Here is a 22566-nt window from a genome sequence, read left to right on the forward strand (position 1 = left end):
CTTAACTTCTACCTGCCAGCCAGGCTTGAAAACGTTGCGCACTGCTGCGGTTACGCATAATCAATAGAGTGCCCAGTAGCAAGGCCAGGCCATGCAGCCACCACATACCCCAGGCCGGCGGAATTTTGCCATCTTCCAGCGCCGAGCGGGCGATGATGAGCAGCGAATAATAGCCCAGATATAGCAGTAACGCCGGTAACAGCCGGCCAAACTTACCCTGGCGTGGATTAACCCGGCTTAGCGGCACGGCAATCAGTGTCAGTAACGGAATAGATAACGGAATAGCAATACGCCAATGCCACTCGGCGATGGCTTCGGCACTGTCGGCTTGCAGCAGTTCGTAACTGGGCACACTACCTAACTTGCGCCGGCGCTGCTCGACTTCCTGCTCGCGGATCTGAATTTGATACTGGGCAAACTCGGTAATTTCATAAGCCGGCGAGGCGACATCACCGGCATAACGGCGGCCCTGCTCCAGTTGCAGCACCTGGGCACCGCTGCTGTCTTCTTTTACATTACCACTTTGCGCATACACTATGGCGTGTCCGCCCTGCTCATCACGGTTATTATTTTGTGCCACAAACACCCTTGATAGACGGCCACTGTCGCTGCCGCGGCCAACCTCATGCACAAAAATTACCGCCTTTTCATTTGAGGTATGCTGAAACCGCCCCGGCACGACCGACAGCAAACCGGCATTGGCATCGGCTTTTTCCAAGGTACGGTATTCCTGCTCTGTGGCCCAGGGGCTTAAAAACAGCGTTATGCTGCCAGCCAGCAGCGCCATCAGCAACGACAACAGCAAGGTAAGCCGGGTGACATACCATTCGCTGACGCCGGTGGCATGCAGCACGGTCATTTCACTGTCAGCGTAAATCCGGCCATAGGCCACCAAAATGCCAACAAAGGCACTGAGCGGCAGAATAATCACCGCCAACTGTGGCAGCTTTAACGCCACTATGCTCATCACCAGTTGACCGGGCAATTCGCCCTCTGAGGCGTCGGCCAGAATTTTGACAAAGCGCTGGCTAATGATAATGGTCATCAGAATGATAAATACCGCCAGCTGTGATTTAAAAACCTCAGCTAACAGGTAGCGAAAAATAATCAAAACGCCCCCTAAAAACCTGCCTTTTTGCTGGAACCCTGGCGATTTTTCAGTAAACTTGATATTTATAGCAATTATTATCGACCAAACGGCGCAGAAAACCGAGCTTTTTTATAAATTCACGGTAGAATTTAGCCAATAATGTGCCCAGCTATAGTAGCACAGTCTCTTAGAATCAGGAGTTAGTATGGAGTTCAGCGTAAAAAGCGGAAGTCCGGAAAAACAACGCAGTGCTTGCATTGTGGTAGGCGTGTACGAACCGCGCCGTCTTTCCGCCGTGGCAGAACAACTGGATAAGATCAGCGAAGGTTATATCAGCAACCTGCTGCGCCGTGGCGACTTAGAAGGCAAGCCCGGCCAGATGCTGCTGTTACACCATGTACCTAATGTACTGAGTGAGCGCGTCTTATTAGTCGGCTGCGGCAAAGAGCGTGAACTGGACGAACGCCAGTACCGGCAAATTATTGCCAAAACCATCAGCACGCTAAACGAAACCGGCTCAATGGAAGCGGTTTGCTTTTTATCCGAATTACACGTTAAAGGCCGCGACACCTACTGGAAAGTGCGCCACGCGGTAGAAACCACTCAGGACTGCCTGTATGTGTTTGACCGCTTAAAAAGTAAGAAAGATGAAACCCGCCGGCCATTGCGCAAAATTGTCTTTAACGTGCCAACAAGGCGCGATCTGACCATTGGTGAAAAAGCGGTAGAACACGGCCTGGCTATCGCGGCCGGTATAAAACAGTGTAAAGACGTCGGCAATATGCCGCCGAATATCTGCACCCCACAGTATCTGGCCGATCAGGCGCTGCTGCTGGCCGAAAGCTCCGCCAACATCAGTGTAGACGTGCTGGGGCCGGAAGAGCTGGCCGCGCATGGTATGAACTCTTACCTGGCCGTGGGCCGCGGTTCGGTTAATGGCCCACGCATGGCGGTGATTAAATACAACGGCGCCGGCAATGACAGTGCCCCTGTGGTATTAGTTGGCAAAGGCTTAACCTTCGACTCTGGTGGTATCAGCTTAAAGCCGGGCGAAGGCATGGACGAAATGAAGTATGACATGTGCGGCGCCGCTTCTGTGCTTGGCACCATGCATGCTGTGGTGAATTTAAACCTGCCAATTAACCTGGTTGCCGTGCTGGCTGCCGCTGAGAATATGCCCGATGCCAACGCCTACCGGCCTGGCGATATCCTGACGACGATGTCAGGGCAAACGGTAGAAGTGTTAAATACCGATGCTGAAGGCCGCTTGGTACTGTGTGATGCGCTAACCTATGTTGAGCGCTTTGACCCTGAGCTGGTTATTGATGTAGCCACCCTAACCGGTGCCTGTGTTATTGCGCTGGGTAAGCACGCCACCGGCTTAATGAGCAACCATAACCCGCTGGCGCACGAGATTTTAAATGCGTCTGAGCAAAGTGGTGACCGCGCCTGGCGCCTGCCACTGTGGGATGATTATCAGGAACAGCTGGAAAGCCCCTTTGCTGACTTTAGCAACTTAGGTGGCCGTGCTGCCGGTACTATTACCGCGGCCTGCTTTTTGTCACGTTTTACCCGCAAATATAACTGGGCGCATCTGGATATTGCCGGAACCGCCTGGCGTAGTGGTGGTAAAGACAAAGGCTCTACCGGCCGGCCGGTGCCGCTGCTAACCCAGTTTTTAATTAACCGGGTAGGCCAGCAGCAGGATCACTAATGCACGTTAGCTTTTACCTGCTAAGCGACACAGCGGCAGACGATACCGCGAGCCAAAATGAGCTGAGCACTGTGCCAGCTCATTTTGCTTTAGCCTGCCAGCTGTGCGCCGACTTGTACCGCGCCAGGCAGCGTGTTTTCGTTTATACTGCCAACCAGCAACAGGCAGAAGCGTTTGACGAGCTGCTGTGGCAGTTTGATGCAGAGCGTTTTGTGCCACATAACTTAAGCGGCGAAGGCCCAAAATACGGCGCACCGGTCGAAATAAGCTGGCAGGCGCCAAAACAACAGCGGCAGGTACTAATTAACCTGACCGACACGGTGCCGGCCTTTGCCAACCGCTTTAGCCAAATTATCGAATTTGTTCCCACTGCCGCGCCCGACAAGGCGCTGGCGCGGGAGCGTTTTAAGCACTATCGTCAGCAGGGCATTACGCCAACTACCGTCAATGCCGGCTGAGCTACAGGTACTATCATGGAAAAGACGTTTAACCCCAGTGAAATAGAACAGGCCATGTATAACGCATGGGAAGCCAAAGGCTACTTTAAACCCAGCGGCGACGACAGCCATGGCAACTACTGCATTATGATCCCGCCGCCGAATGTAACCGGCAGTCTGCATATGGGCCATGCGTTTCAACAAACCATTATGGATGCGCTGATCCGTTACCAACGCATGCAGGGCAAAAATACGCTGTGGCAAGCCGGTACCGACCACGCCGGTATTGCCACCCAAATGGTGGTAGAACGCAAACTGGCCGCCGAGGGCCAACCGGGGCGTCATGCCCTTGGTCGCGATGCTTTTATCGATAAAATCTGGCAGTGGAAGGCAGAATCTGGCGGTAATATCAGCGCGCAAATGCGTCGGCTGGGTAACTCAGTAGACTGGCAACGTGAGCGGTTTACCATGGACGAAGGCCTGTCTAACGCGGTGCAGGAAGTGTTTGTCCGCCTGTTTGACGACGACCTGATTTATCGCGGTAAGCGCCTGGTGAACTGGGATCCGAAACTGCACACCGCCATCTCTGATCTGGAAGTGGAAAACAAAGAGCAAAAAGGCCAGATGTGGCACCTGCGTTATCCGCTGGCGGATGGCGCACGCACCGCTGAGGGTAAAGATTATCTGGTGGTGGCGACCACCCGGCCAGAAACCATGCTCGGCGACACCGGCGTAGCGGTTAACCCCAAAGACGAGCGCTATCAGGCACTGATAGGCAAAGAGATCGTCCTGCCACTGGTAAACCGCCGCATTCCTATCGTTGCAGACGAGCACGCCGATATGGAAAAAGGCACCGGTTGCGTCAAAATTACCCCGGCGCACGACTTTAACGACTACGAAGTCGGTAAACGTCAGCAGCTACCGATGATTAACGTCATGACACCCGACGCCACTATCCGTGCAGACGGCGAATGCTTCCACAGCAATGGCGAAGCGAATAGCGAGATGACAGCAGCAATTCCGGCCGAGTATCAGGGCCTGGACCGTTATGCCGCGCGTAAGGCCATTGTTGCCGCTTTCGATGCAGCCGGCTTGCTGGACAAAGTTGAAGAGCATAACAATACCCTGCCTTATGGTGATCGTAGCGGCGTGGTGATAGAACCGCTGTTAACCGATCAGTGGTATGTACGGGTAGCGCCGTTGGCCAAAACGGCGGTAGAGGCCGTTGAAAGCGGCCAAATCGAATTTGTCCCCAAGCAATACGAAAACATGTACTACAGCTGGATGCGTGACATTCAGGATTGGTGTATTTCACGCCAGCTGTGGTGGGGCCACCGTATTCCGGCCTGGTATGACGAGAACGGCAAAGTGTATGTTGGCCGCAACGAAGCCGAAGTGCGCGCCAAGCACCAGTTGGCTGACAGCATCACGCTAAAACAGGATGACGACGTACTGGATACCTGGTTTAGCTCAGCGCTGTGGACTTTCTCTACCTTGGGTTGGCCAGAAGATACCGCCGAGCTGCGCACCTTCCACCCTACCGATGTACTGGTAACCGGTTTTGACATCATCTTCTTCTGGGTGGCGCGGATGATCATGATGACCATGCATTTTATTAAAGATAAAGACGGCAAACCGCAGGTCCCGTTTAAAACCGTGTACGTAACGGGTCTTATCCGCGATGAAAACGGCGATAAGATGTCAAAATCCAAGGGCAATGTCATTGACCCGCTGGATATGATTGATGGTATCAGCCTGCCGGATCTGCTGGCCAAGCGCACCAGCAACCTGATGCAGCCACAGCTGGCAGAGAAAATTGCCAAAGCCACCGAAAAGCAGTTTCCGGACGGCATCAGCGCCAGCGGTACTGACGCCCTGCGTTTTACCCTGGCCGCACTGGCCTCAACCGGCCGTGATATCAACTGGGACATGAAACGCTTAGAAGGTTACCGTAACTTCTGCAATAAGCTGTGGAATGCCAGCCGCTATGTGCTGATGAACACCGAAAGCCAGGACTGCGGCTTTAATGGCGGCGACATGCAATTATCACTGGCTGACAAGTGGATTTTGGCGCAGTACCAGCAAACGGTGAAGCAGGTACGACAGTACTTTGACAGCTACCGCTTTGATTTAGCCGCCACCGCCTTGTACGAATTTACCTGGAACCAATTCTGTGACTGGTATTTAGAGCTGACCAAGCCGGTGCTGTTTAAAGGTAACGAGGCGCAGCAACGCGCTACCCGCCATACGTTGGTTACCGTGCTGGAAAGCTTGCTGCGTTTAATGCACCCTATAATGCCGTTTATTACTGAAACCATCTGGCAATCGGTAAAACCGCTGGCAGACATTGCTGCTGAAAGCATTATGCTGCAAGCCTATCCAGACGTAGATGACAGCCTGATTGACAGCACCGCTACCGCCGATTTGGAATGGCTAAAGGCGGTGATCACGGCCATTCGTAATGTGCGCGGTGAGATGAATATCGCGCCCAGCAAGCCGCTCAGCATACTGCTGCGCAACCTGAATAGCGAAGAGCAACGCCGGTTAAGCGAAAACCAGAATTTCTTAATGAACCTGGCCAAGCTGGAAAATATTACCGTGTTAGCTGCAGGCGAGCAGGCACCCACTTGTGCTGCACAGTTAATCGGCAGCATGGATTTACTTATCCCGATGGCCGGTTTAATTGATAAAGACGCCGAGCTTAGCCGTATTGCCAAACAGCTGGAAAAAACCCAGCAGGAACTGGCCCGGGTAGCCGGTAAACTGGCCAATGAAGGCTTTGTCGCCAAGGCACCGGAAGCGGTACTGCAAAAAGAGCGCGCCAAGCAAGCCGAGCTGGAGCAAGCCGTAGCCAAACTGCAAGCCCAGCAAGCGGAAATCGCGGCGTTATAACAACTGATACGCCGGCAAGACGCCGGCGTTTTTCTAAGGAAAGAGATGAACTGGTCAGATTTTCACTCCAACTGCCGCTTTTTGGCGGTGTCAGACCACCAAACCGACGCTGGCACTAACGCCAACGACAGCCTGTGCCAGCAATTATGGGCAGCGCTGCTTAAGTTGCCGGAGGCTCAACGCCGACAAAGCGCTGAGCTTTATGGTCAGTTAAGTTTTCAACAGACGCTATGGGCGCAAAACAGTATCAATGCCTTGCTCTACCTCAGTCTGCTGTATGGTATTTTTCTGTTTATCTCTGCCTTGCATCTGGTAATTATCTGGCCAAGCTTTGATGATTTTTACCGCCAATTAGACCCGGCATTTAACCTTACCGCTGGCGGTCTGCGCCAGGCCTGGCCGTTGCTGATGTTAGTATGCAGCGCGCTGTTGCTGGGTAACTGGTTATATTTTATTACGGTTAAACGGCTACTTGCTGGCCAGTCGACTGAGCTTAGCAGTAAATTAATACCGCGCCTTGCCCGGCGTAATATTAACCGCCTGACGGCATTGGCCTGGTACCCTATTACGCAACACCAGCAAACTGACAACCCACTGCAGCGGCAACTGCAACCACTGCGGCAACAGCCTTGTCTGCTGGCATGCGAGCTACAACAACAATGGGTGCAGTGCCAGCAGCAAATTACACTGAGCCTAAACAGCAGAATGAAAACCCTGCAGCTGGCCAATGCTGTGTTAATCACCGCAGCCGTTGCCCAGTTACTGTTTGTTAATTATCAGCATTTGTTCGACATGGGAGTCGTAGTATGAAACAGCTAGTCCGGGGCTTTACCTTAATAGAACTGATGGTCGTCGTCGCCATGATAGGTATACTGGCATCGGTTGCGCTGCCCTCTTATCAGGTTTATCTGCACCGCGCTGATATGGTTGAAGCCTTGTCGTTGTCTTCAACCGCCCGGGAAGAAATTAGCCAGTATTATAAACAGCAGCTCAGTTTTCCGGCTGATAATGCCGCGGCGGGGTTGCCCCCGGCAGATAAGCTGATAGGCAACCGCGTTAGTGCAATTCATATTGAACAAGGCGCCATTCATATCACCCTGGGCCATAAAATTGCCCAACCACTGCAGGGTAAAATATTAAGCTACCGCCCCGCCGTAGTCGATGGCAGCCCTGCCAGCCCGATATCCTGGTTATGTGGCTACGACACCGCCGTAACGGGTATGCAAGCGATAGGCGAAAACAAAACCACAGTACCGCCTGAGCTATTGCCATCGAACTGCCGTTAAGCATTTAAAACCGCCAAAGCTCAACCAGATCACAGTTGTAGAACGCAAAATTTTTGCTATGATTGCGCGGTATTTCGGCAACTGGCTGACTATACGCTTGCACTGCGTATTTATGCAGTAAAGTCTGGTGTTTAGCGCGCGGTTATTTGGCGCAGCACAGCGGATAAATGCAAGCAGCCGCGCCGTTGGGTTGGGTTATCTGCTGCAACGGTTCACTTAACGCTTATCCGGCCTGCCGGATTTTTTTTACTGAGAATAATCAATGATGTCAGCAGATACCCTGGTCGAGAGTCTCGCCGAACCTGTTGCCGCAGCGGCCGAAGCGGCCGCTGTTACCCCTACCGCTATTAGCCTGATCCCACCTGTGGTGGTGCTGGCTATTGCTATCTGGTTAAAACGGCCAATTTTAGCCCTGGTGATGGGGGCTATTGCCGGCCTGTTGCTGTTATCTCCTGCCGGCGCACTTAGCAATATGGCCGATACCTCATTGCGGGTAATGCAGGATGAAACCATCGGCTGGCTTATTCTGGTGTGTGGTGGTTTTGGCTCATTAATTGCGTTACTGGTGCATACCGGCGGAGCCTTTGCCTTTGGCCGCGCCGCGCAAAATGTGGCGAAAGGCCGTAAATCCTCGCTGCTGATGACCTGCTTTTTGGGCATAGTGATCTTTGTAGATGACTATTTAAATGCGCTGACTGTCGGCGAAACCATGAAGCGTATCACCGATAAATATAAAGTCTCGCGTGAGATGCTGGCTTATGTGGTCGACTCTACCGCGGCACCTATCTGTGTGCTCATTCCTATTTCGACCTGGGCGGTGTTTTTTGGCGGCTTACTGGTGGCCAATGATGTCGCCCCTGCCGGCGATGCCAGCGGTATTCAAACCTATATTTCGGCCATTCCGTATATGTTATATGCCTGGCTGGCGATGCTGATGGTGATTTTGGTGATCTTAGGTGTAGTGCCCGTATTTGGCCCGATGAAAAAAGCCGAGCTGGCCGCCCGGCAAGCCACCATTGCGGCGGTAGATGCGCCCAACTCGGCTACCACGGCACAAGATACGCACTCCGCCGACGACTTTGCTGTGCAGTCGTTTGAGCAAGAGTTTGAACAAGCCGATAAAAGCGGCGGCAAACTGCATAACTTCCTGCTGCCGATGATTATGCTGGTCGGCTTTACCATCTGGTTTGATATCGACGTCTGGCAAGGCCTGTTGATGACTTTCGTGATCACCCTGCCGCTATATCTGCTGCAGCGGCTGATGACGATAAGCGAAATGATGGACCAGATGATCCACGGCTTTAAAACCATGCTGCCGGCTATTTGTACCGTTATTGCTGCTTTTGTGTTTAAAGATGTGTGTGATCAGCTGGGCCTGCCGCAGTTTATCATCGACAATCTGGCGCCTTATATGAGTGCCCAGTTGCTACCGGCGCTGGTGTTTTTCTCCATGGCGATCCTGGCCTTTGCCACCGGCTCGTCCTGGGGTATTTTCGCCGTGTCTATTCCCATTGTGATGCCGCTGGCGTTTGCGGTGGAAGCCAATATTCCGCTGGTAATAGGTGCGCTGCTATCGGCCAGTTCGTTTGGTAGCCAGGCCTGTTTTTACAGCGACTCTACCGTACTGGCCGCACAAGGCTCTGGCTGCAACCTGATGAGCCATGCCTTAACCCAGTTCCCCTATGCCTTTATGGCGGCGGTACTGGCATTTTTTGGCTTTTTAGCCCTGGCGTAACAGCCACAAACCCACTCCGTAATAAAGGCGCTAATGACAGCGCCTTTTTTTTATCAGCTTATTTTTCAACAATTTGTCACTTTTTTATCCCTGACAAAACGGCGTTACACTGTTACCTTATATAACAACACTGAACTGCCTGTTTACCGGAGGCATTATGCTGACCTTACTGGCTAAAATTCTTAAAGTTTTGAACTCCGAAGCCTCGCCCTGGCAGATTGGCTGGGCTATCGCCCTGGGTTTGTTTATCGGTATTTTGCCGTTTGGCTTGCTAAGTTTACTGATCGTATTGATTGTCTGCCTGCTGACGGTCAATTTATCCACCTTTATTGTGGTCTGGGGCCTGACCGAAGGCCTGATGCTGCTGTTTGCCGATCCACTGGAGCGCCTGACCTGGCAATATGCTCAGAATGAACAATTATTGCAGCTGTTAGCCAATACCGAAACGCTGCAACTGTTACATTTGCACCATACCCTGACCCTGGGCGCCTTTTTGCTCGGTGCCTTACTACTGCTGCCGGTGGCCTGGCTGGCAAAAGTGCTGGTACTGCAATACCGCTCGCGCATTATGACCAGCGTGCAAAAATGGAAAATTATGCAGATGCTTAAAGCCAGCAAGCTGTACGCCCTGTATGAAAAAATGAATTAAGGAGCGCGCCATGATTATTCGCAAATCGGGTTGGTTAGTCTTTATCGTGTTTTTCGCTGCGCTGCTGGCACTGGTATATCTGCTGGCAGGCCCGGCTATCCGCATCGGTATGGTATACAGCCTGGAAAAAGCCGTTGGCAGTGAGGTCAACATCAATAAGGTAGGGCTGGAGCTGGCGCCGCTGGCCTTGCGTATTAACCAGCTGCAAATTACCGATGCCGCCAACCCGACGCATAACAGCATCAGCTTTGGCCATGCGCGGGCGTCGCTGGAGCTGTGGCCGGCACTGCTGGGCTACTATGTTATCGATGAACTGACGGTGGACGGCTTACAATATGGCGCCAAGCGCAATGAACCGGGTAAGGTATATCGTCAACCTGGTACTGACGGCGAAAAAGTTGATTTAGCACAGCTGCTACAGGTCGATTTACCCGATGCCGATACGCTGATTGCCCGGGCCAACCTGCAAACCCCGGCTAAGGCAGAGGCCTTAAAACAGTTGGCGCAGGACGAGCAGCAGCAACTGCAAAACTTAAAAAGCCAGTTACCCAGCAAAGATAGCCTGGCACAGTATCAACAGCAGATTAAAGCGTTAACCGACAGCAAAATTACCAACGCCGCCGATTTAGCTGCTAAGGCTGAGCAATTACAACAGTTAAAAGACGCGCTTAACGCTGAAAAAGCCAAAGTTGAGCAGATTAAGCAACAGCTAAGCCAAAGCAAAACGGCGCTGCAACAGGCGGTAAACGAGCTAAAGGCGGCCAGTAAGGCCGATTACGCCAATGTACAACAGCTGGCTAACTTAACGGAGGGTGGCCTGGCCGGCATTAGCCAGATATTACTCGGCGATCTGTGGGCTGAACGTATCAGCCAGTTACAAAGCCTGTACTTACTGGCCAAACCCTATTTACCCGAACAACTTCCCCAAGCTAGCAGCAGTGCAGCACCAGAGCCGGTATTACCCAACCGCATATTGCCGCTGCCCAGCCAGCCGTATCCGGATTTTTGGGTAAAAACGGCCCGGGTAAACTGGCTTATCGGCGGCGGTGAGGCCACCATAGCACTTAAAGATATTACCGCTCAGCATCAGCTAATTAACAGCGCCACCCGTTTTACACTGGATGTTAAACAGCTACCGCAACTGGCGGCTTTTAATTTAAGCGGCGATTTTGCCATTCTGGAGCAGATGGTTACCAACCTGAACTGGCAGCTGGAGGGCCTGAACCTGCAGCCGCTGAGTCTGGGCCAGGGGGATACCGCACTGGACTTAGCCGCCGGTCTGCTAAGCTCAAGCGGCAAACTGAACCTGACCAACAACCAAATCAGCCAAAGCGCTAACCTGGTGCTTAACGCGGCTAACTTTAACAGCAGTGGCAATAAGTATCTGCAGCAGCTGGCGGGCTTGTTAAACCAACAACAACAAATTCCACTGAATATCAGTGCCAGCGGCTTAATCAGTGCGCCCGAAGTGAGTATCCGTTCATCGCTGGATAAGCTGCTAGGCGATGCGTTACTGGGCGAAGCCAAGCAAAAAGTGGCGGCTTATCAAAGCCAGTTGCAGGCTAAACTGGACAGCCAGCTGCAAACCGGTCTGGCCGGCCAGCAGGACTGGGCAGCCATGCTGAGCCAGCAAGATGGTGAAGTTGCTGACGTTAGTGCCAGCATTGAAAATATGCTGAACGCCAAGCTGGCTGATGTTAAAGATCAGGCCAAAGACAAGCTGAAAGACAAGCTGTTGAACAAACTGGGTGACGGCTAATCTACCCGCTGATGTTGTCATTGGCCATTACGCATGTTAACGCTTTAAAGCCGGAGGATCTGTGAGCACCGCCACACCAACAAGCTTAATACCCGCGCTATGGCATAATCATCAGGGCAAGGAAAGGCAGGTTGGTATAGAGCTGGAATTTGCCGGTTGTCAGCCAGAGCAGATCCTCAGCTGCATTGTGCAGTGCTATGGTGGTGAGGTGGTGAAGCAATCCATCTTTAACTACCGGGTTAAAGGCTCTGCAGTGGGTGACTTTGTGCTGGAACTGGATGCCCAGTTATTACAACAACTGGTGTCCAGCGACAGCCCGCTGCCGCTTGATAACAGTGCGACGGATATCGCACAACGGCTGTTAAAAGCCGCAGCGGAGCAAGTTGTGCCCTGGGAAGTGGTGACGCCGCCCATCGCCGTTAGTGAATTATCCCAAGTCAATACGCTGATCGCCTGCCTGCGACAACAGGGAGCCAAAGGTACCCGGCACGCTATCCAATTCGCTTTCGGTTTGCACCTTAACCCGGACTTACCGGCGCTGTCAGGGACAACCTTGCTGCGCTATCTGCAAGCCTATCTGTGCTTATACGATTGGATTTGTCAGCAGGAAAACATCGATATCACCCGCAAGCTAACGCCTTATGTCGACCATTTTAGCAAAGCCTATATCTTGCATGTTACCGCAGCGGATTATCAGCCCGACCGCCAGCAGTTTATTCAGGATTACCTGCAGTTTAATCCAAGCCGAAACCGTAGCCTGGATTTGCTGCCACTGATTGCCTACCTTGAACCGGATGCGGTGCGCGAGCTAGCGGATAATAGCCTGATTAAAGCCAGGCCAACTTTTCATTATCGCTTACCAAACTGTGATATCGACAACCCCGACTGGGATCTGACATTAGCCTGGTCTTTATGGCTTCAGGTTGAACAACTGGCCAATAGCGACAGGCTACCAGGCTTTATGGCAAGCTTTCGCCAGCACTTCAGCAAACTGACATACGGTTTAGACAACAGCTGGCTCAGCTGTTGCCAGCAATTATTACAACAATTGCAGCAAGACAGTAAAGCGTGATGAGCCAGTCTAAACCGCTGGTGGCGGTAACCGGACCGGCTAAACGTTTGCCGCTTGGCTGGTGGGCAATACGCTTTAATTTGTGGCTCAATGGCTTACGGGGTGTCTATTTGTACCCCGGTGCTAAGCCACTGCAACAGCCGATTCAAGGCCTGATCATCAGTGGCGGCGATGATATTCATCCGCAGCATTACAATCAGCCGGCGTTGCAACACAGCCGCTATGATCCGGCCAGAGATCAGTTAGAAATGGCTATGCTGCAGCGCTACCTTGACTCGAAAGTGCCTATTTTAGGTATTTGCCGCGGCGCTCAGTTACTTAATATTGTTGCGCATGGCTCCTTGTATGACGACATAAGAGCAAAGCGGCAAAAAACACCAAACAAATACACCGCGTTGCCGGTTAAGCAGGTAGAGATAGCCGATAACAGCCGATTGGGCACTTGCCTGGATGATACCAGCCCGATGGTCAACAGCCTGCATAACCAGGCGGTAAAACAACTGGGTGATGATCTTATTATCACGGCGCGCGACGCCGATGGCTTTGTGCAGGCGATAGAACATAAAACGCGCTTTGTTATTGGTGTGCAATGGCACCCTGAATACCTGCCCTATCTGGCATCACAACGCCAACTGTTTCGCTGTTTTGCCAACGCGGTTAGGCGCTGTTATCACAACACAGAACCCGACTAAACAACGAGTCGCTGCTATCGCATCTGTAACAGAGTGTTGCCGCCTGTAAGCGCCTGTTTCTCCCTTCACCACTGAGCGCGAAATCCCCTCCTTTTATCCCAGCCCTATCGCTTTTTGCCCCCAGATCGCTAGATTTCAGCACACGACTGTGGATGGATACCGCCGCTATGAATTTAACCCGCACTGCCCTGAAGAATCCGGCCAGCATTATTGTTATTGCCATACTGCTGATGTTGTTCGGCATTATCAGCCTGTTGAAATTGCCCATTCAGATCACACCAGATATTGAGCAGCCGCAAATTTCTGTCTTTACCGGCTGGCGTTCAGCCGCGCCGCAGGAAGTTGAAACCGTTATTATTGAGCCGATTGAAAATGCCATTAAAAACACCCGTGGCGTGGTGAAAGTGGAGACCAATATTCAACGCGGCTTTGGCGCCATTACGCTCACCTTTGATGTTGGCGCCAATATGCAGCAGGCCATGCTGGATGTGATTAACAACCTGAACCAGGCACCACCGTTACCCCTGGATGCGATAGAGCCAACGGTCGTCGCCGGCGGTGGCCAGAATACGCCAAATGCCGCGTCTGTGTTGATACGGCCGTTACCGGGCAACCATGTCACGGATATGTCGCGTTATCAGCAACTGATAGAAGATGTCGTTTACCCACGCTTAAGCCGTATTCAGGGCGTAGGCCAGGTAAATTTAAACAGCCAGCGGCCGCGTGAATTACGTATCAGCTTTGACCCACACCGTGCTGCAGCTCTGGGCTTAAGTATCAACAATGTTGCTGCTCAGGTTCGCGGTGCCACTGATGCCTCTGGTGGCTTTGCCGATGTCGGCCGGCGTCAGTATACCGTGCGCTTTGCCGGCCAGTTCACACCAGAAAGTCTGCTGGAGATGATTGTCGGTTACAGCGGTGAGCGGCCGGTGTATCTGCGCGATGTGGCCAGCGCCGAAGTCGGCTTTAGCGACCGCACTGGTTTTACCCTGCGTAACGGCGCAGAAGCCTACTACATTACCATTGCCCGTAATAATGACGCCAATACTGTTGCGCTGCTGGATGATATTAATGCGGCTATTACTGAGTTAAACCAGGGCGCACTGCTGGAAGCCGGTTTAATGATGGATTTAAGCTTCGACGCCTCTGTGCATATTCGCAACGCATTGGCCCTGGTTAAAAGCAATCTGGGCCTGGGTGTAGCGCTGGCACTGGTTATTTTATGGCTGTTTATGCGTGGCTGGCGTGCTACCGCCATTATTGCCTTAAGCATACCGCTATCACTGGCGGTAGCGCTGCTGTCGCTGCAACTGCTGGGGCGCAGTCTGAACGTTATCTCGCTGGCCGGTTTGGCGTTTGCTGTCGGTTTAGTGCTGGATGCGGCCATCATAGTGCAGGAAAATATTCTGCGCTTACGCGGCGAAGGGTTGGACGATAAAAAAGCGGCCCTGCGCGGCGCGGCACAAGTAGGCGGCGCGCTGCTGGCATCAACAGCCACCACAGTAGCGATATTTTTGCCGATCTTATTTATGGCCGGCATCGAGGGCCAGTTATTCTCTGATCTGGCCTTAACCTTAGCCATTGCCGTGTGCAGCAGCTTAGTGGTGGCACTGACGATAGTGCCACTGGCCAGCCGCTACTGGCTGGGTAATACCAGGTTACAGGATCCATTCTCTGCCTACTGGCAGCGCCTGGCCGCTCTGGTGATGCGTTTAACCAGCAGTAACAGCAAACGTATCAGTTGGGTCGCAGGCTTGTTGCTGGCCTCTGTTGTGGTAAGTGCCACTTTGCTGCCCCGCACTGACTTTATGCCCCGTGCCCCGATAGATGGTTTCTTTTTTAGCTTCAGCCTGCCACCAGGTGGCAATATTGAGTTTTTGCAACAAGAGCTGGCTAACCGGGTGGTAGAGCGGCTGGAGCCGTACTACAGCGGCAATAAAGCGCCTGGTATCAAAAGTTATAACTTTTACTCTTACGGCCCTAATGCCAGTGGCGGCTTTATTTACGCCGCAGACCCGACACAAGTTGAAAGCCTGATGCAAGTGGTGCGGGATGAGGTGTTTGCCGGTATCCCGGATACCCAGGTGTTTTTATTTCGCGGCTCGATGATTAATGTTTCTGGCGGCGGTGATGGCCGTAGTGTCGAACTGAACCTGCAAGGCGCCGATTTGCCGGCGTTGCAGCAGGTGGCCGCGGTAGGTATCGGAGCTGTGCAACAGCATCTTAAAGGCGGCAGCGCCCAGCCGGTGCCATCGCTGGAAATGGCCGAGCCAGAGTTGCAACTGCTGCCTTTTGACCGCGCCATCAGCCAGGCCGGTCTAAACCGGGCCGACGTCGCCAACTATGTGCGGGCTTTTACCAGCGGTTTGTTTGTCTCGGAGTATTTTGACGGTAACGACCGGATGAATGTGATTTTACGCGCCGAACGCTGGCAAAGCCCGGAGCAATTGGCGGCCATGCCGCTGGTCACGCCAAGATCAGGTGTACAGGCGCTCGACTCGCTGGTGCATATCCGGCAAACCGTCGGGCCGTCACAGCTGCGCCGTATTGGCGGCAAACGCACTGTCAGTTTAATTATTCGCCCGCCCGAAGGTATGTCACTGGATGAAACCATGGATATTGTCACCCGTCATGTAATGCCGCCCATGCAACAGGCCTTACCGCAAGGTGCCAGCCTGTTACTTAGTGGCAATGCCAGTCAGATGAATTCAGCAATAGATGAAATGCTGCTGAACTTCGGCCTGGCGCTGCTCATCCTGCTGCTGTTAATGACAGCCCTGTTCCGCTCACTGCGTGACGCCCTGCTGGTACTGTTGGTGATGCCGTTGGCTATTGCCGGTGGCGTATTGGCGCTGGCTGCAGTGAACGTGTTTAGCAACCAGTCACTCGATTTGCTGACCATGATTGGCTTTATTATCTTGCTGGGTTTAGTGGTTAACAATGCCATATTGCTGGTAGATCAAACCCGTACTGCCGAACGCGAAGGCTTAAACCGGCAGAGCGCTGTGCAACAGGCGGTATTATTGCGCGCCAGACCCGTGTATATGAGCACGCTGACCAGCCTGTTTGGTATGTTGCCGCTAATGCTGATCCCCGGTGTTGGCGCCGAGATTTACCGTGGTTTAGCTACGGTTATCGTCGGCGGCATGGCTATCAGCGCACTATTTACCCTCATTCTTCTGCCCGCAGTGCTACAGATGCAGCGCCCGGCCTCACTGCGTAAGCACCTTACTACCGCATTAACCAAAGGACATCAGCATGCGTAACTCAATACTTGCTCTCTCGCTTATTTTATTAAGTCCGCTGGTGCAGGCGCAGCAGGCTCCGGCCAGTACAGTGCAGTTAACTGAAAGCCGTTTGTCGTACGAGGTGCCCACCCTGGACGTACCGGCCACAGTCTACAGCAGCAACAACACTGAGCTGACCTCTGGCGTCGATGGCAGGCTGCATTGGGTAGCAGAGGCCGGTACCCTGGTACAGGCCGGCGATATCGTCGCTGAACTTGACCCGACACCGCTAAAGCTGCAACGGGCCGAACTGGCTGCACAGCTGCAGCGTGCTACCTTGCAGGCCGATTATTTTCAGCGCGAATATCAACGCTTAACTGAGCTGCAACATAGCCAGAGCATTGCTTTGCTGCAGCTGGATAAAGCCCACTCTGACCATCAGCTGGCGCAGGCAGATGCCGCTATTATCCGCGCCCGGTTGGCGCAGCTTGACGACCAGCTTAGCCGCACCAAAGTAACAGCCCCCTTCGCCGGTGTTGTCGCAGAGCGCTTGCGTCAGGCCGGCGGTGACGTTAGCCGCAATACGCCTTTATTACGCTTGCAGGATATTTATCAGCTGGAAGTAAGAGCTTTTATCCCGCTGCAGTATCTGCGCTACGTGCGCCCGGGCGACAAGCTGGACGTCAGCAATGGTTTAAAGCAGCAACAGCTGGCCGTGACCGCCCTGATCCCGGCAGCCGATGCCCAGAGCCAGCGCGCCGAACTGCGGTTAAAACTGCACAAAAATAACAGCGATTGGCTGGCCGGTGAAATGGTTAACGTTAAAGTGGCAACCCGTGACAGCAAAGCCGCAGTAACCGTGCACCGCGATGCCTTATTGCTGCGCAGCGATGGCACCTATGTGGTCACGGTAGACGAGCAAAACATCGCCCATCGTAAGGCTGTCAAAGTCAGTGAGGGTAGTGGCGACTGGGTCACGATAGATGAAGGCTTAAGCGCCGGTGAAAAAGTGGTAACCCGCGGCGCCGAGCGGCTGCGTGACGGCCAGGCTGTTACCCAAAGCTAACTGCGCACAAAAAAGCCGCCTAACATGGCGGCTATTTTACTGCTGGTGTTTACTCTTCATCATCATCAAAATCAACGTCTTCATCACCTTCAAAATAGGTGCCCCAGCCGTCGTATTCTACCTTGTGTTTTTTCGCCAGCTCTTCCAGCTTAATGGCGTCGGCGACGATGCTGTCGGCGTCGAGTGATTGCTCGCGGATGGCGTCGAATACCCAGGCATTGCTGCCGTCTTCAAACTCCACTTCTTCAGCGTCGGTTACTTCATAGCCTTGCTTAAACAGCTCTACCGCCAGTTTTTCCAGCTTGGCAAAGTCTTTGTCGTAAAAGTGATGCTCGATGGTGTAAAGCGCATCCGGATCGCTGCCGTCTTCTAACAAGGCGGCGATAGTGTCTTCGGTAAATTCCTGCCAGTTTTCCATAAAATTACTCTTTAGCTGCTGTAATGCTGGCAGTGTAGTCGTTGCCCAGTTCGCTATCAAGCTCCGCAATTTTCGCCTGCATCTGCTGATGCAGTTTTTCGGCAAACTGACGAATATTCATCTGTTCTTTGTCAGGTATGCTCACCGGCGCCAGCAGCTGTACGATCACTTTGCCATTGTTCCAGCGGTTTAACTTAAACTGGCCGTGGCTGCTGCTCATACACACCGGTACTAAAGGTACACCGGCTTCCATCGCGATATGAAAGGCGCCCATTTTAAAGGGCAGCAGGCCACGGCCATAGCTGCGGGTGCCCTCGGGGAACATCCATACCGACAAGTTATCGCGGCGGATGCGCTCGGCGGCTGCCAGCATGGTATTGAGCGCTTTAGACTTGTTGTTGCGGTCAATCAGGATATTGCCGCTTAGCCAGTACAACTGACCAAAAAACGGAATAAACTTCAGGCTTTTTTTGCCAATGGTGACGGTGCGCGGCTCTACCGCATTACTGATGGTAAATAAATCGAGATTATTCTGATGGTTAGCAATATAAACGCATGGCTGACCAATGTCGGCGCCCTGATGCTTACGCACTTCCACTTTAATACCAAAGATCCATGCCGCCCAGCCATACCAGTGTGAGAAGATAAACACATTATTGGCATGAAAAGGCCGCAGCAGACATAACAACAGACCCGCAACTGTACTAAGAATAAAAAACAGTACTAATAAGATTAACCGTACTACCGCTATCACTTGCTATCTCCACACTGCCGGCCTGGCCTGGCAATAAAAAAGGCGCCGTAAAAAAGGCGCCTAGTATAGCGGCTTTACTCGCTACTGCTGGTTTGATCACTGCTGCTATCCGCCGTTTGGCTGACTAATACCTCATCAATGCGCTGCAAGCCACGCGGCAGTTTATTACCACGCCGGCCACGCTCACCATGATAATGCGCTAAGTCATCGGCTTTTAACCCCAGCTTACGTTTACCCGCCACCAGGGTGACGCTGCCAGAGGCCGGCACTATCGCCAGCTGGCAAACATACTCTTCACGGCTGGCCGCACGGGCTGACGGAATAGACATCAGCTTGTTGCCTTTACCCTTGCTCAGTTTAGGTAAATCGGCCACCGGGAACACCAGCATCCGGCCTTCGTTAGAGATACATAACACCAGATCGGTCTCTGGCTGTTTAACCACCAGCGGCGGCAGCACTTTCGCCCCCAGCGGCAGGCTGAGCACCGCTTTACCGGCTTTATTACGGCTGAGTAAATCGCTGTACTCGGCAACAAAGCCATAGCCGGCGTCACTGGCCAGCAACAGTGCTTGTTTTTCATCGCCCAGCAACACATGGTCAAAACTTTCACCGGCGACAACAGCAAAACGGCCACTTAACGGCTCACCCTGGCCACGGGCTGAGGGTAGCTCATGCGCTTCGGTGGCAAAGCTGCGGCCGGACGAATCGATAAACACCGCCTGCTGATTAGAGCGGCCACTGGCCAGTGCTTTAAAGGCATCACCGGCTTTGTAGCTTAGTGCGTTGCCATCAATATCATGGCCTTTGGCGCAGCGTACCCAGCCTTTTTCCGACAAAATCACCGTTACCGGCTCGCTGGGCAGCAGTTCTTTTTCGCTAAGGGCTTTAGCTTCGCCGCGCTGCACTATCGGGCTGCGACGCTCATCGCCGTATTTCTCGGCGTCAGCCAGCAGCTCATCGCGAATAAGCTTGGTCAGCTTTTTCTCTGAACCTAAAATAGCCTGTAATTTATCGCGCTCCTTGGCCAGCTCGTCCTGCTCGCCACGAATTTTCATTTCTTCAAGCTTGGCCAAATGGCGTAATTTCAGCTCTAAAATGGCTTCGGCCTGGCGTTCGGTAATGCCGAAAAACGCCACCAGTTCGGGCTTGGGCTCGTCAAAGGTGCGGATAATACGGATAACATCATCGATATTTAAAAAGGCAATTAATAAACCTTCCAACACATGGATGCGATCCAGCACTTTATCCAAACGGAACTGCAGGCGCCGGCGCACGGTGTCACGGCGGAAGCTTAGCCATTCGGTTAAAATTTCCAGCAGGTTTTTCACCCGCGGCCGCTGATCTAAGCCAAGAATATTAATATTGACCCGGTAGCTTTTTTCCAGATCCGTGGTGGCAAACAAATGCTGCATCAGCTGCTCGACGTCAATGCGGTTCGAGCGCGGCACTATCACGATACGGGTTGGGTTTTCATGATCCGACTCATCACGTAAGTCGCTAACCATTGGCAGTTTTTTGGCCTGCATCTGGGCGGCAATTTGTTCCAGCACCTTGGCACCGGAGGTTTGATGCGGCAGCGCTGTGATAATAATATCGCCATCTTCCTGGCTGTACACAGCGCGCATTTTTACGCTGCCACGGCCGGTTTGATAAATAGCGGCTAAATCACTGGCCGGGCTGATAATTTCAGCATCGGTCGGGTAATCCGGCCCTTTTACGTACTGCATTAAATCCGTCACGCTGCTGTGCGGGTTATCCAGCAAAGCCGCGCAGGCATGGGCTACTTCGCGGGCATTATGTGGCGGAATATCAGTGGCCATGCCCACGGCGATACCGGTAATGCCGTTTAGCAAAATATGCGGCAGCCGTGCCGGCAATACTTTCGGCTCTTCCAGGGTACCGTCAAAGTTAGGCAGCCAGTCGGTGGTGCCGGCGCCAAGTTCCGATAACAGCACTTCGGAGAAACGCGATAATTTGGCCTCGGTGTAACGCATCGCCGCAAACGATTTAGGGTCATCCGGGGCACCCCAGTTGCCCTGGCCATCTACCAGCGGATAGCGGTATGAAAACGGCTGCGCCATCAGCACCATGGCTTCGTAACAGGCGCTGTCACCGTGCGGGTGAAACTTACCCAGCACGTCACCGACAGTACGGGCCGATTTTTTATACTTAGCCAGGTGCGATAAACCCAGCTCAGACATCGCATAAACAATGCGCCGCTGTACCGGTTTTAACCCATCGCCAATATGCGGCAGCGCCCGGTCCATAATGACGTACATCGAGTAATTTAAATACGCTTCTTCGGTAAAGCGGCGCAGCGGCAGTTGCTCAACGCCATCGAGCGATATTACAGTTTCGGTCATAGCTTATCCTGTCTGCCCGGGTTTATCAGCGCCCGGGGCCATGTGTTTTGTTTTGCGCCGCGCCAGTTGCCACAGCAATAAGATCAACAGTACCAGCGTGCTGCCAGCAAAAATAGTCAGCCACACCAGCTGCAGCTGGCTGCCGCGCTCGGCCTGCTGCAGCCGCAGGGCTTTTAATTCGTTGTCTTGCTCCAGCAGCAAGGTTTGCTGCTGTTGACGCTCGTGCTCAAACGCGGCGCGGATCTGTTCAAATGCCAGTTCATTTTCTTTGTTGCGCATATCCTGATAGTCAGCAACAAAGTCGTACAGCTGATGATAGGCTTTCTGGTACTCGCCCTGGGCGGCCAGCAGCTGGGCTTTCAAATGCCAGATCGCCAGGCGGCTGGCGACATCTTCACGCAGGCCGTCTTTATTCAGACTTTGCTCGGCCAGCAGTACCTGCTGTATCGCCGGCGAAACCTGATCTAATTTCTTTAAGATCAACGCTTTTTCATAATAATGTGTCGCCAGATGCGCGCTGGATTGCAACAAGGGCAAATACTGCTCAGCCTTATCGATATACGATAAAGCGGCTTCCCCGCGATCGGCATTAATGCTGGCAATCGCCAGGCCTAAATAGGCATGGTACAAATTAACGTTGTCCTGCAGCTGCTGGCTTTTTTGTAGCATTTGGTTATAGGTTTGCAGTGACAATTCATAGCGCTGCAGATAACTGTAAGTGCGAGCCAGGTTGTACAACACTGTGATTTGGTTTTTCGGCCAGTCCAGCCGCTGATATTGTTGCAGCGCACTGTTCAGTAGCTCGATGGCTTCTTCATCATAACCCAGCGCCGAGTACAATAACCCCAGTTCAGCCGTCACTTCGGCCAGCACTTCATTATCGTTCAGTTGCTGCGCACGCTGATAAGTATCTTTAAGCAGCGCCAGCGCTTGTTGGTCGTTATTTTGGATCGATAAAATTGCCGCATGGTTAATCTGGCCAAGCAAAATATATTTTTCATTTTCCAGCGCCGTCGCCAGCGTCATACCGTCCAGATAATGCTGTAATGCGCCCGGGTAATCGGTTTGCATTTCACGGGCAAAACCCAGCTCATACAATAGCTTGACTTTAATAATGTCGTTGTCAGCGGCAACCAGCGCTAACCCTTGCTCTGCCGCTTGCTGTTGTTGCTGGTGCCGGCCAAGGGCGTCAAATAATACCGCCTGTAAATAATACCACTGCGCCTGCTGTGGCCGACTTAACTGTGGTAATTCATGCTGATGCTGCTGCAGTAACGCCAGCATAGCTTCGGGTTGCTGCCGCTTTTGCGCCGCCACCTGCTCCAGCCAGCCAGGCGCTTGCTGCGCATACAACGACGGGCTAACGCCAAGCAGCACAAGCAGTAAAATCGCAGTACAGTGTTTTATCACAG

General features: G+C 52.8%; 17 protein-coding genes. 12 read left to right on the plus strand and 5 right to left on the minus strand.

The features are described from left to right. Window position 1: 1 nt before the first annotated feature. A complete protein-coding gene (gene lptF, locus EYB30_RS12190) occupies window positions 2–1111 on the minus strand; it encodes an LPS export ABC transporter permease LptF (protein ID WP_166839179.1) in 1110 nt (369 codons plus the stop codon). A gap of 184 nt (window positions 1112–1295) precedes the next feature. On the opposite strand from lptF, the gene pepA reads away from it, so the two are divergent. From pepA to EYB30_RS12250, 12 genes are all read left to right on the plus strand, one after another. Further along, a complete protein-coding gene (pepA, locus tag EYB30_RS12195) occupies window positions 1296–2804 on the plus strand; it encodes a leucyl aminopeptidase (protein ID WP_166839180.1) in 1509 nt (502 codons plus the stop codon). After that, window positions 2804–3262, plus strand: coding sequence for a DNA polymerase III subunit chi (locus tag EYB30_RS12200; RefSeq protein WP_166839181.1), 459 nt, complete (start codon window positions 2804–2806; stop codon window positions 3260–3262). The genes pepA and EYB30_RS12200 overlap by 1 nt, the downstream gene beginning before the upstream one ends. A 15-nt stretch (window positions 3263–3277) precedes the next feature. Then, the gene (locus tag EYB30_RS12205) at window positions 3278–6133 is read left to right on the plus strand and encodes a valine--tRNA ligase (RefSeq protein ID WP_166839182.1); all 2856 of its coding nucleotides are present in this window, start codon (window positions 3278–3280) and stop codon (window positions 6131–6133) included. 45 nt (window positions 6134–6178) lie between these two features. Beyond that, the gene (locus EYB30_RS12210; RefSeq protein WP_166839183.1) at window positions 6179–6943 is read left to right on the plus strand and encodes a hypothetical protein; all 765 of its coding nucleotides are present in this window, start codon (window positions 6179–6181) and stop codon (window positions 6941–6943) included. Then, window positions 6940–7419, plus strand: coding sequence for a pilin (locus EYB30_RS12215; RefSeq protein ID WP_166839184.1), 480 nt, complete (start codon window positions 6940–6942; stop codon window positions 7417–7419). The genes EYB30_RS12210 and EYB30_RS12215 overlap by 4 nt, the downstream gene beginning before the upstream one ends. Window positions 7420–7681: 262 nt before the next feature. Next, the gene (locus EYB30_RS12220) at window positions 7682–9154 is read left to right on the plus strand and encodes a Na+/H+ antiporter NhaC family protein (RefSeq protein WP_206674631.1); all 1473 of its coding nucleotides are present in this window, start codon (window positions 7682–7684) and stop codon (window positions 9152–9154) included. Window positions 9155–9311: 157 nt separating this feature from the next. Continuing rightward, window positions 9312–9803 carry a TIGR03546 family protein gene (locus tag EYB30_RS12225; RefSeq protein ID WP_166839185.1) on the plus strand — a complete coding sequence of 164 codons (492 nt, stop codon included), beginning with the start codon at window positions 9312–9314 and terminating at the stop codon, window positions 9801–9803. 10 nt (window positions 9804–9813) lie between these two features. Continuing rightward, window positions 9814–11562, plus strand: coding sequence for a TIGR03545 family protein (locus tag EYB30_RS12230; protein WP_166839186.1), 1749 nt, complete (start codon window positions 9814–9816; stop codon window positions 11560–11562). Window positions 11563–11623: 61 nt separating this feature from the next. After that, on the plus strand, window positions 11624–12634 hold the full coding sequence (locus EYB30_RS12235) for an amidoligase family protein (protein WP_166839187.1): 1011 nt from the start codon (window positions 11624–11626) through the stop codon (window positions 12632–12634). Beyond that, a complete protein-coding gene (locus EYB30_RS12240; protein WP_166839188.1) occupies window positions 12634–13326 on the plus strand; it encodes a gamma-glutamyl-gamma-aminobutyrate hydrolase family protein in 693 nt (230 codons plus the stop codon). The genes EYB30_RS12235 and EYB30_RS12240 overlap by 1 nt, the downstream gene beginning before the upstream one ends. A gap of 152 nt (window positions 13327–13478) precedes the next feature. Next, window positions 13479–16592 carry an efflux RND transporter permease subunit gene (locus tag EYB30_RS12245; protein WP_241698019.1) on the plus strand — a complete coding sequence of 1038 codons (3114 nt, stop codon included), beginning with the start codon at window positions 13479–13481 and terminating at the stop codon, window positions 16590–16592. Then, a complete protein-coding gene (locus EYB30_RS12250; RefSeq protein ID WP_166839189.1) occupies window positions 16585–17619 on the plus strand; it encodes an efflux RND transporter periplasmic adaptor subunit in 1035 nt (344 codons plus the stop codon). The genes EYB30_RS12245 and EYB30_RS12250 overlap by 8 nt, the downstream gene beginning before the upstream one ends. A 49-nt stretch (window positions 17620–17668) precedes the next feature. On the opposite strand, the gene rraB is transcribed toward EYB30_RS12250, so the two are convergent. The 4 genes from rraB to EYB30_RS12270 all read right to left on the minus strand — a co-directional run bounded on the left by rraB (window position 17669) and on the right by EYB30_RS12270 (window position 22564). Further along, window positions 17669–18037: a ribonuclease E inhibitor RraB gene (rraB, locus tag EYB30_RS12255; protein ID WP_166839190.1), complete on the minus strand. Its 369-nt coding sequence runs from the start codon at window positions 18035–18037 to the stop codon at window positions 17669–17671. Window positions 18038–18041: 4 nt separating this feature from the next. Next, window positions 18042–18791: a 1-acylglycerol-3-phosphate O-acyltransferase gene (locus tag EYB30_RS12260; protein ID WP_166839191.1), complete on the minus strand. Its 750-nt coding sequence runs from the start codon at window positions 18789–18791 to the stop codon at window positions 18042–18044. Between the two features lie 74 nt (window positions 18792–18865). Further along, complete coding sequence (gene parC / locus EYB30_RS12265; protein WP_166839192.1) at window positions 18866–21154, minus strand: DNA topoisomerase IV subunit A; 2289 nt, start codon at window positions 21152–21154, stop codon at window positions 18866–18868. A gap of 3 nt (window positions 21155–21157) precedes the next feature. After that, window positions 21158–22564, minus strand: a complete 1407-nt coding sequence (locus EYB30_RS12270) for a tetratricopeptide repeat protein (RefSeq protein ID WP_241698020.1) — start codon at window positions 22562–22564, stop codon at window positions 21158–21160. Between the last annotated feature and the right edge of the window lie 2 nt (window positions 22565–22566).

It is taken from the genome of Rheinheimera pleomorphica, from assembly GCF_011634895.1.
GTDB classification, from domain to species: domain Bacteria; phylum Pseudomonadota; class Gammaproteobacteria; order Enterobacterales; family Alteromonadaceae; genus Alishewanella; species Alishewanella pleomorphica.

Coding starts and splice junctions, on each gene's coding strand:
- EYB30_RS12220 (WP_206674631.1), top strand. CDS start 7,682: ATGATGTCAGCAGATACCCTGGTCGAGAGTCTCGCCGAACCTGTTGCC.
- parC (WP_166839192.1), bottom strand. CDS start 21,154: ATGACCGAAACTGTAATATCGCTCGATGGCGTTGAGCAACTGCCGCTG.
- EYB30_RS12230 (WP_166839186.1), top strand. CDS start 9,814: ATGATTATTCGCAAATCGGGTTGGTTAGTCTTTATCGTGTTTTTCGCT.
- EYB30_RS12225 (WP_166839185.1), top strand. CDS start 9,312: ATGCTGACCTTACTGGCTAAAATTCTTAAAGTTTTGAACTCCGAAGCC.
- EYB30_RS12200 (WP_166839181.1), top strand. CDS start 2,804: ATGCACGTTAGCTTTTACCTGCTAAGCGACACAGCGGCAGACGATACC.
- rraB (WP_166839190.1), bottom strand. CDS start 18,037: ATGGAAAACTGGCAGGAATTTACCGAAGACACTATCGCCGCCTTGTTA.
- EYB30_RS12250 (WP_166839189.1), top strand. CDS start 16,585: ATGCGTAACTCAATACTTGCTCTCTCGCTTATTTTATTAAGTCCGCTG.
- EYB30_RS12210 (WP_166839183.1), top strand. CDS start 6,179: ATGAACTGGTCAGATTTTCACTCCAACTGCCGCTTTTTGGCGGTGTCA.
- EYB30_RS12215 (WP_166839184.1), top strand. CDS start 6,940: ATGAAACAGCTAGTCCGGGGCTTTACCTTAATAGAACTGATGGTCGTC.
- EYB30_RS12205 (WP_166839182.1), top strand. CDS start 3,278: ATGGAAAAGACGTTTAACCCCAGTGAAATAGAACAGGCCATGTATAAC.
- pepA (WP_166839180.1), top strand. CDS start 1,296: ATGGAGTTCAGCGTAAAAAGCGGAAGTCCGGAAAAACAACGCAGTGCT.
- EYB30_RS12245 (WP_241698019.1), top strand. CDS start 13,479: ATGGATACCGCCGCTATGAATTTAACCCGCACTGCCCTGAAGAATCCG.
- EYB30_RS12240 (WP_166839188.1), top strand. CDS start 12,634: ATGAGCCAGTCTAAACCGCTGGTGGCGGTAACCGGACCGGCTAAACGT.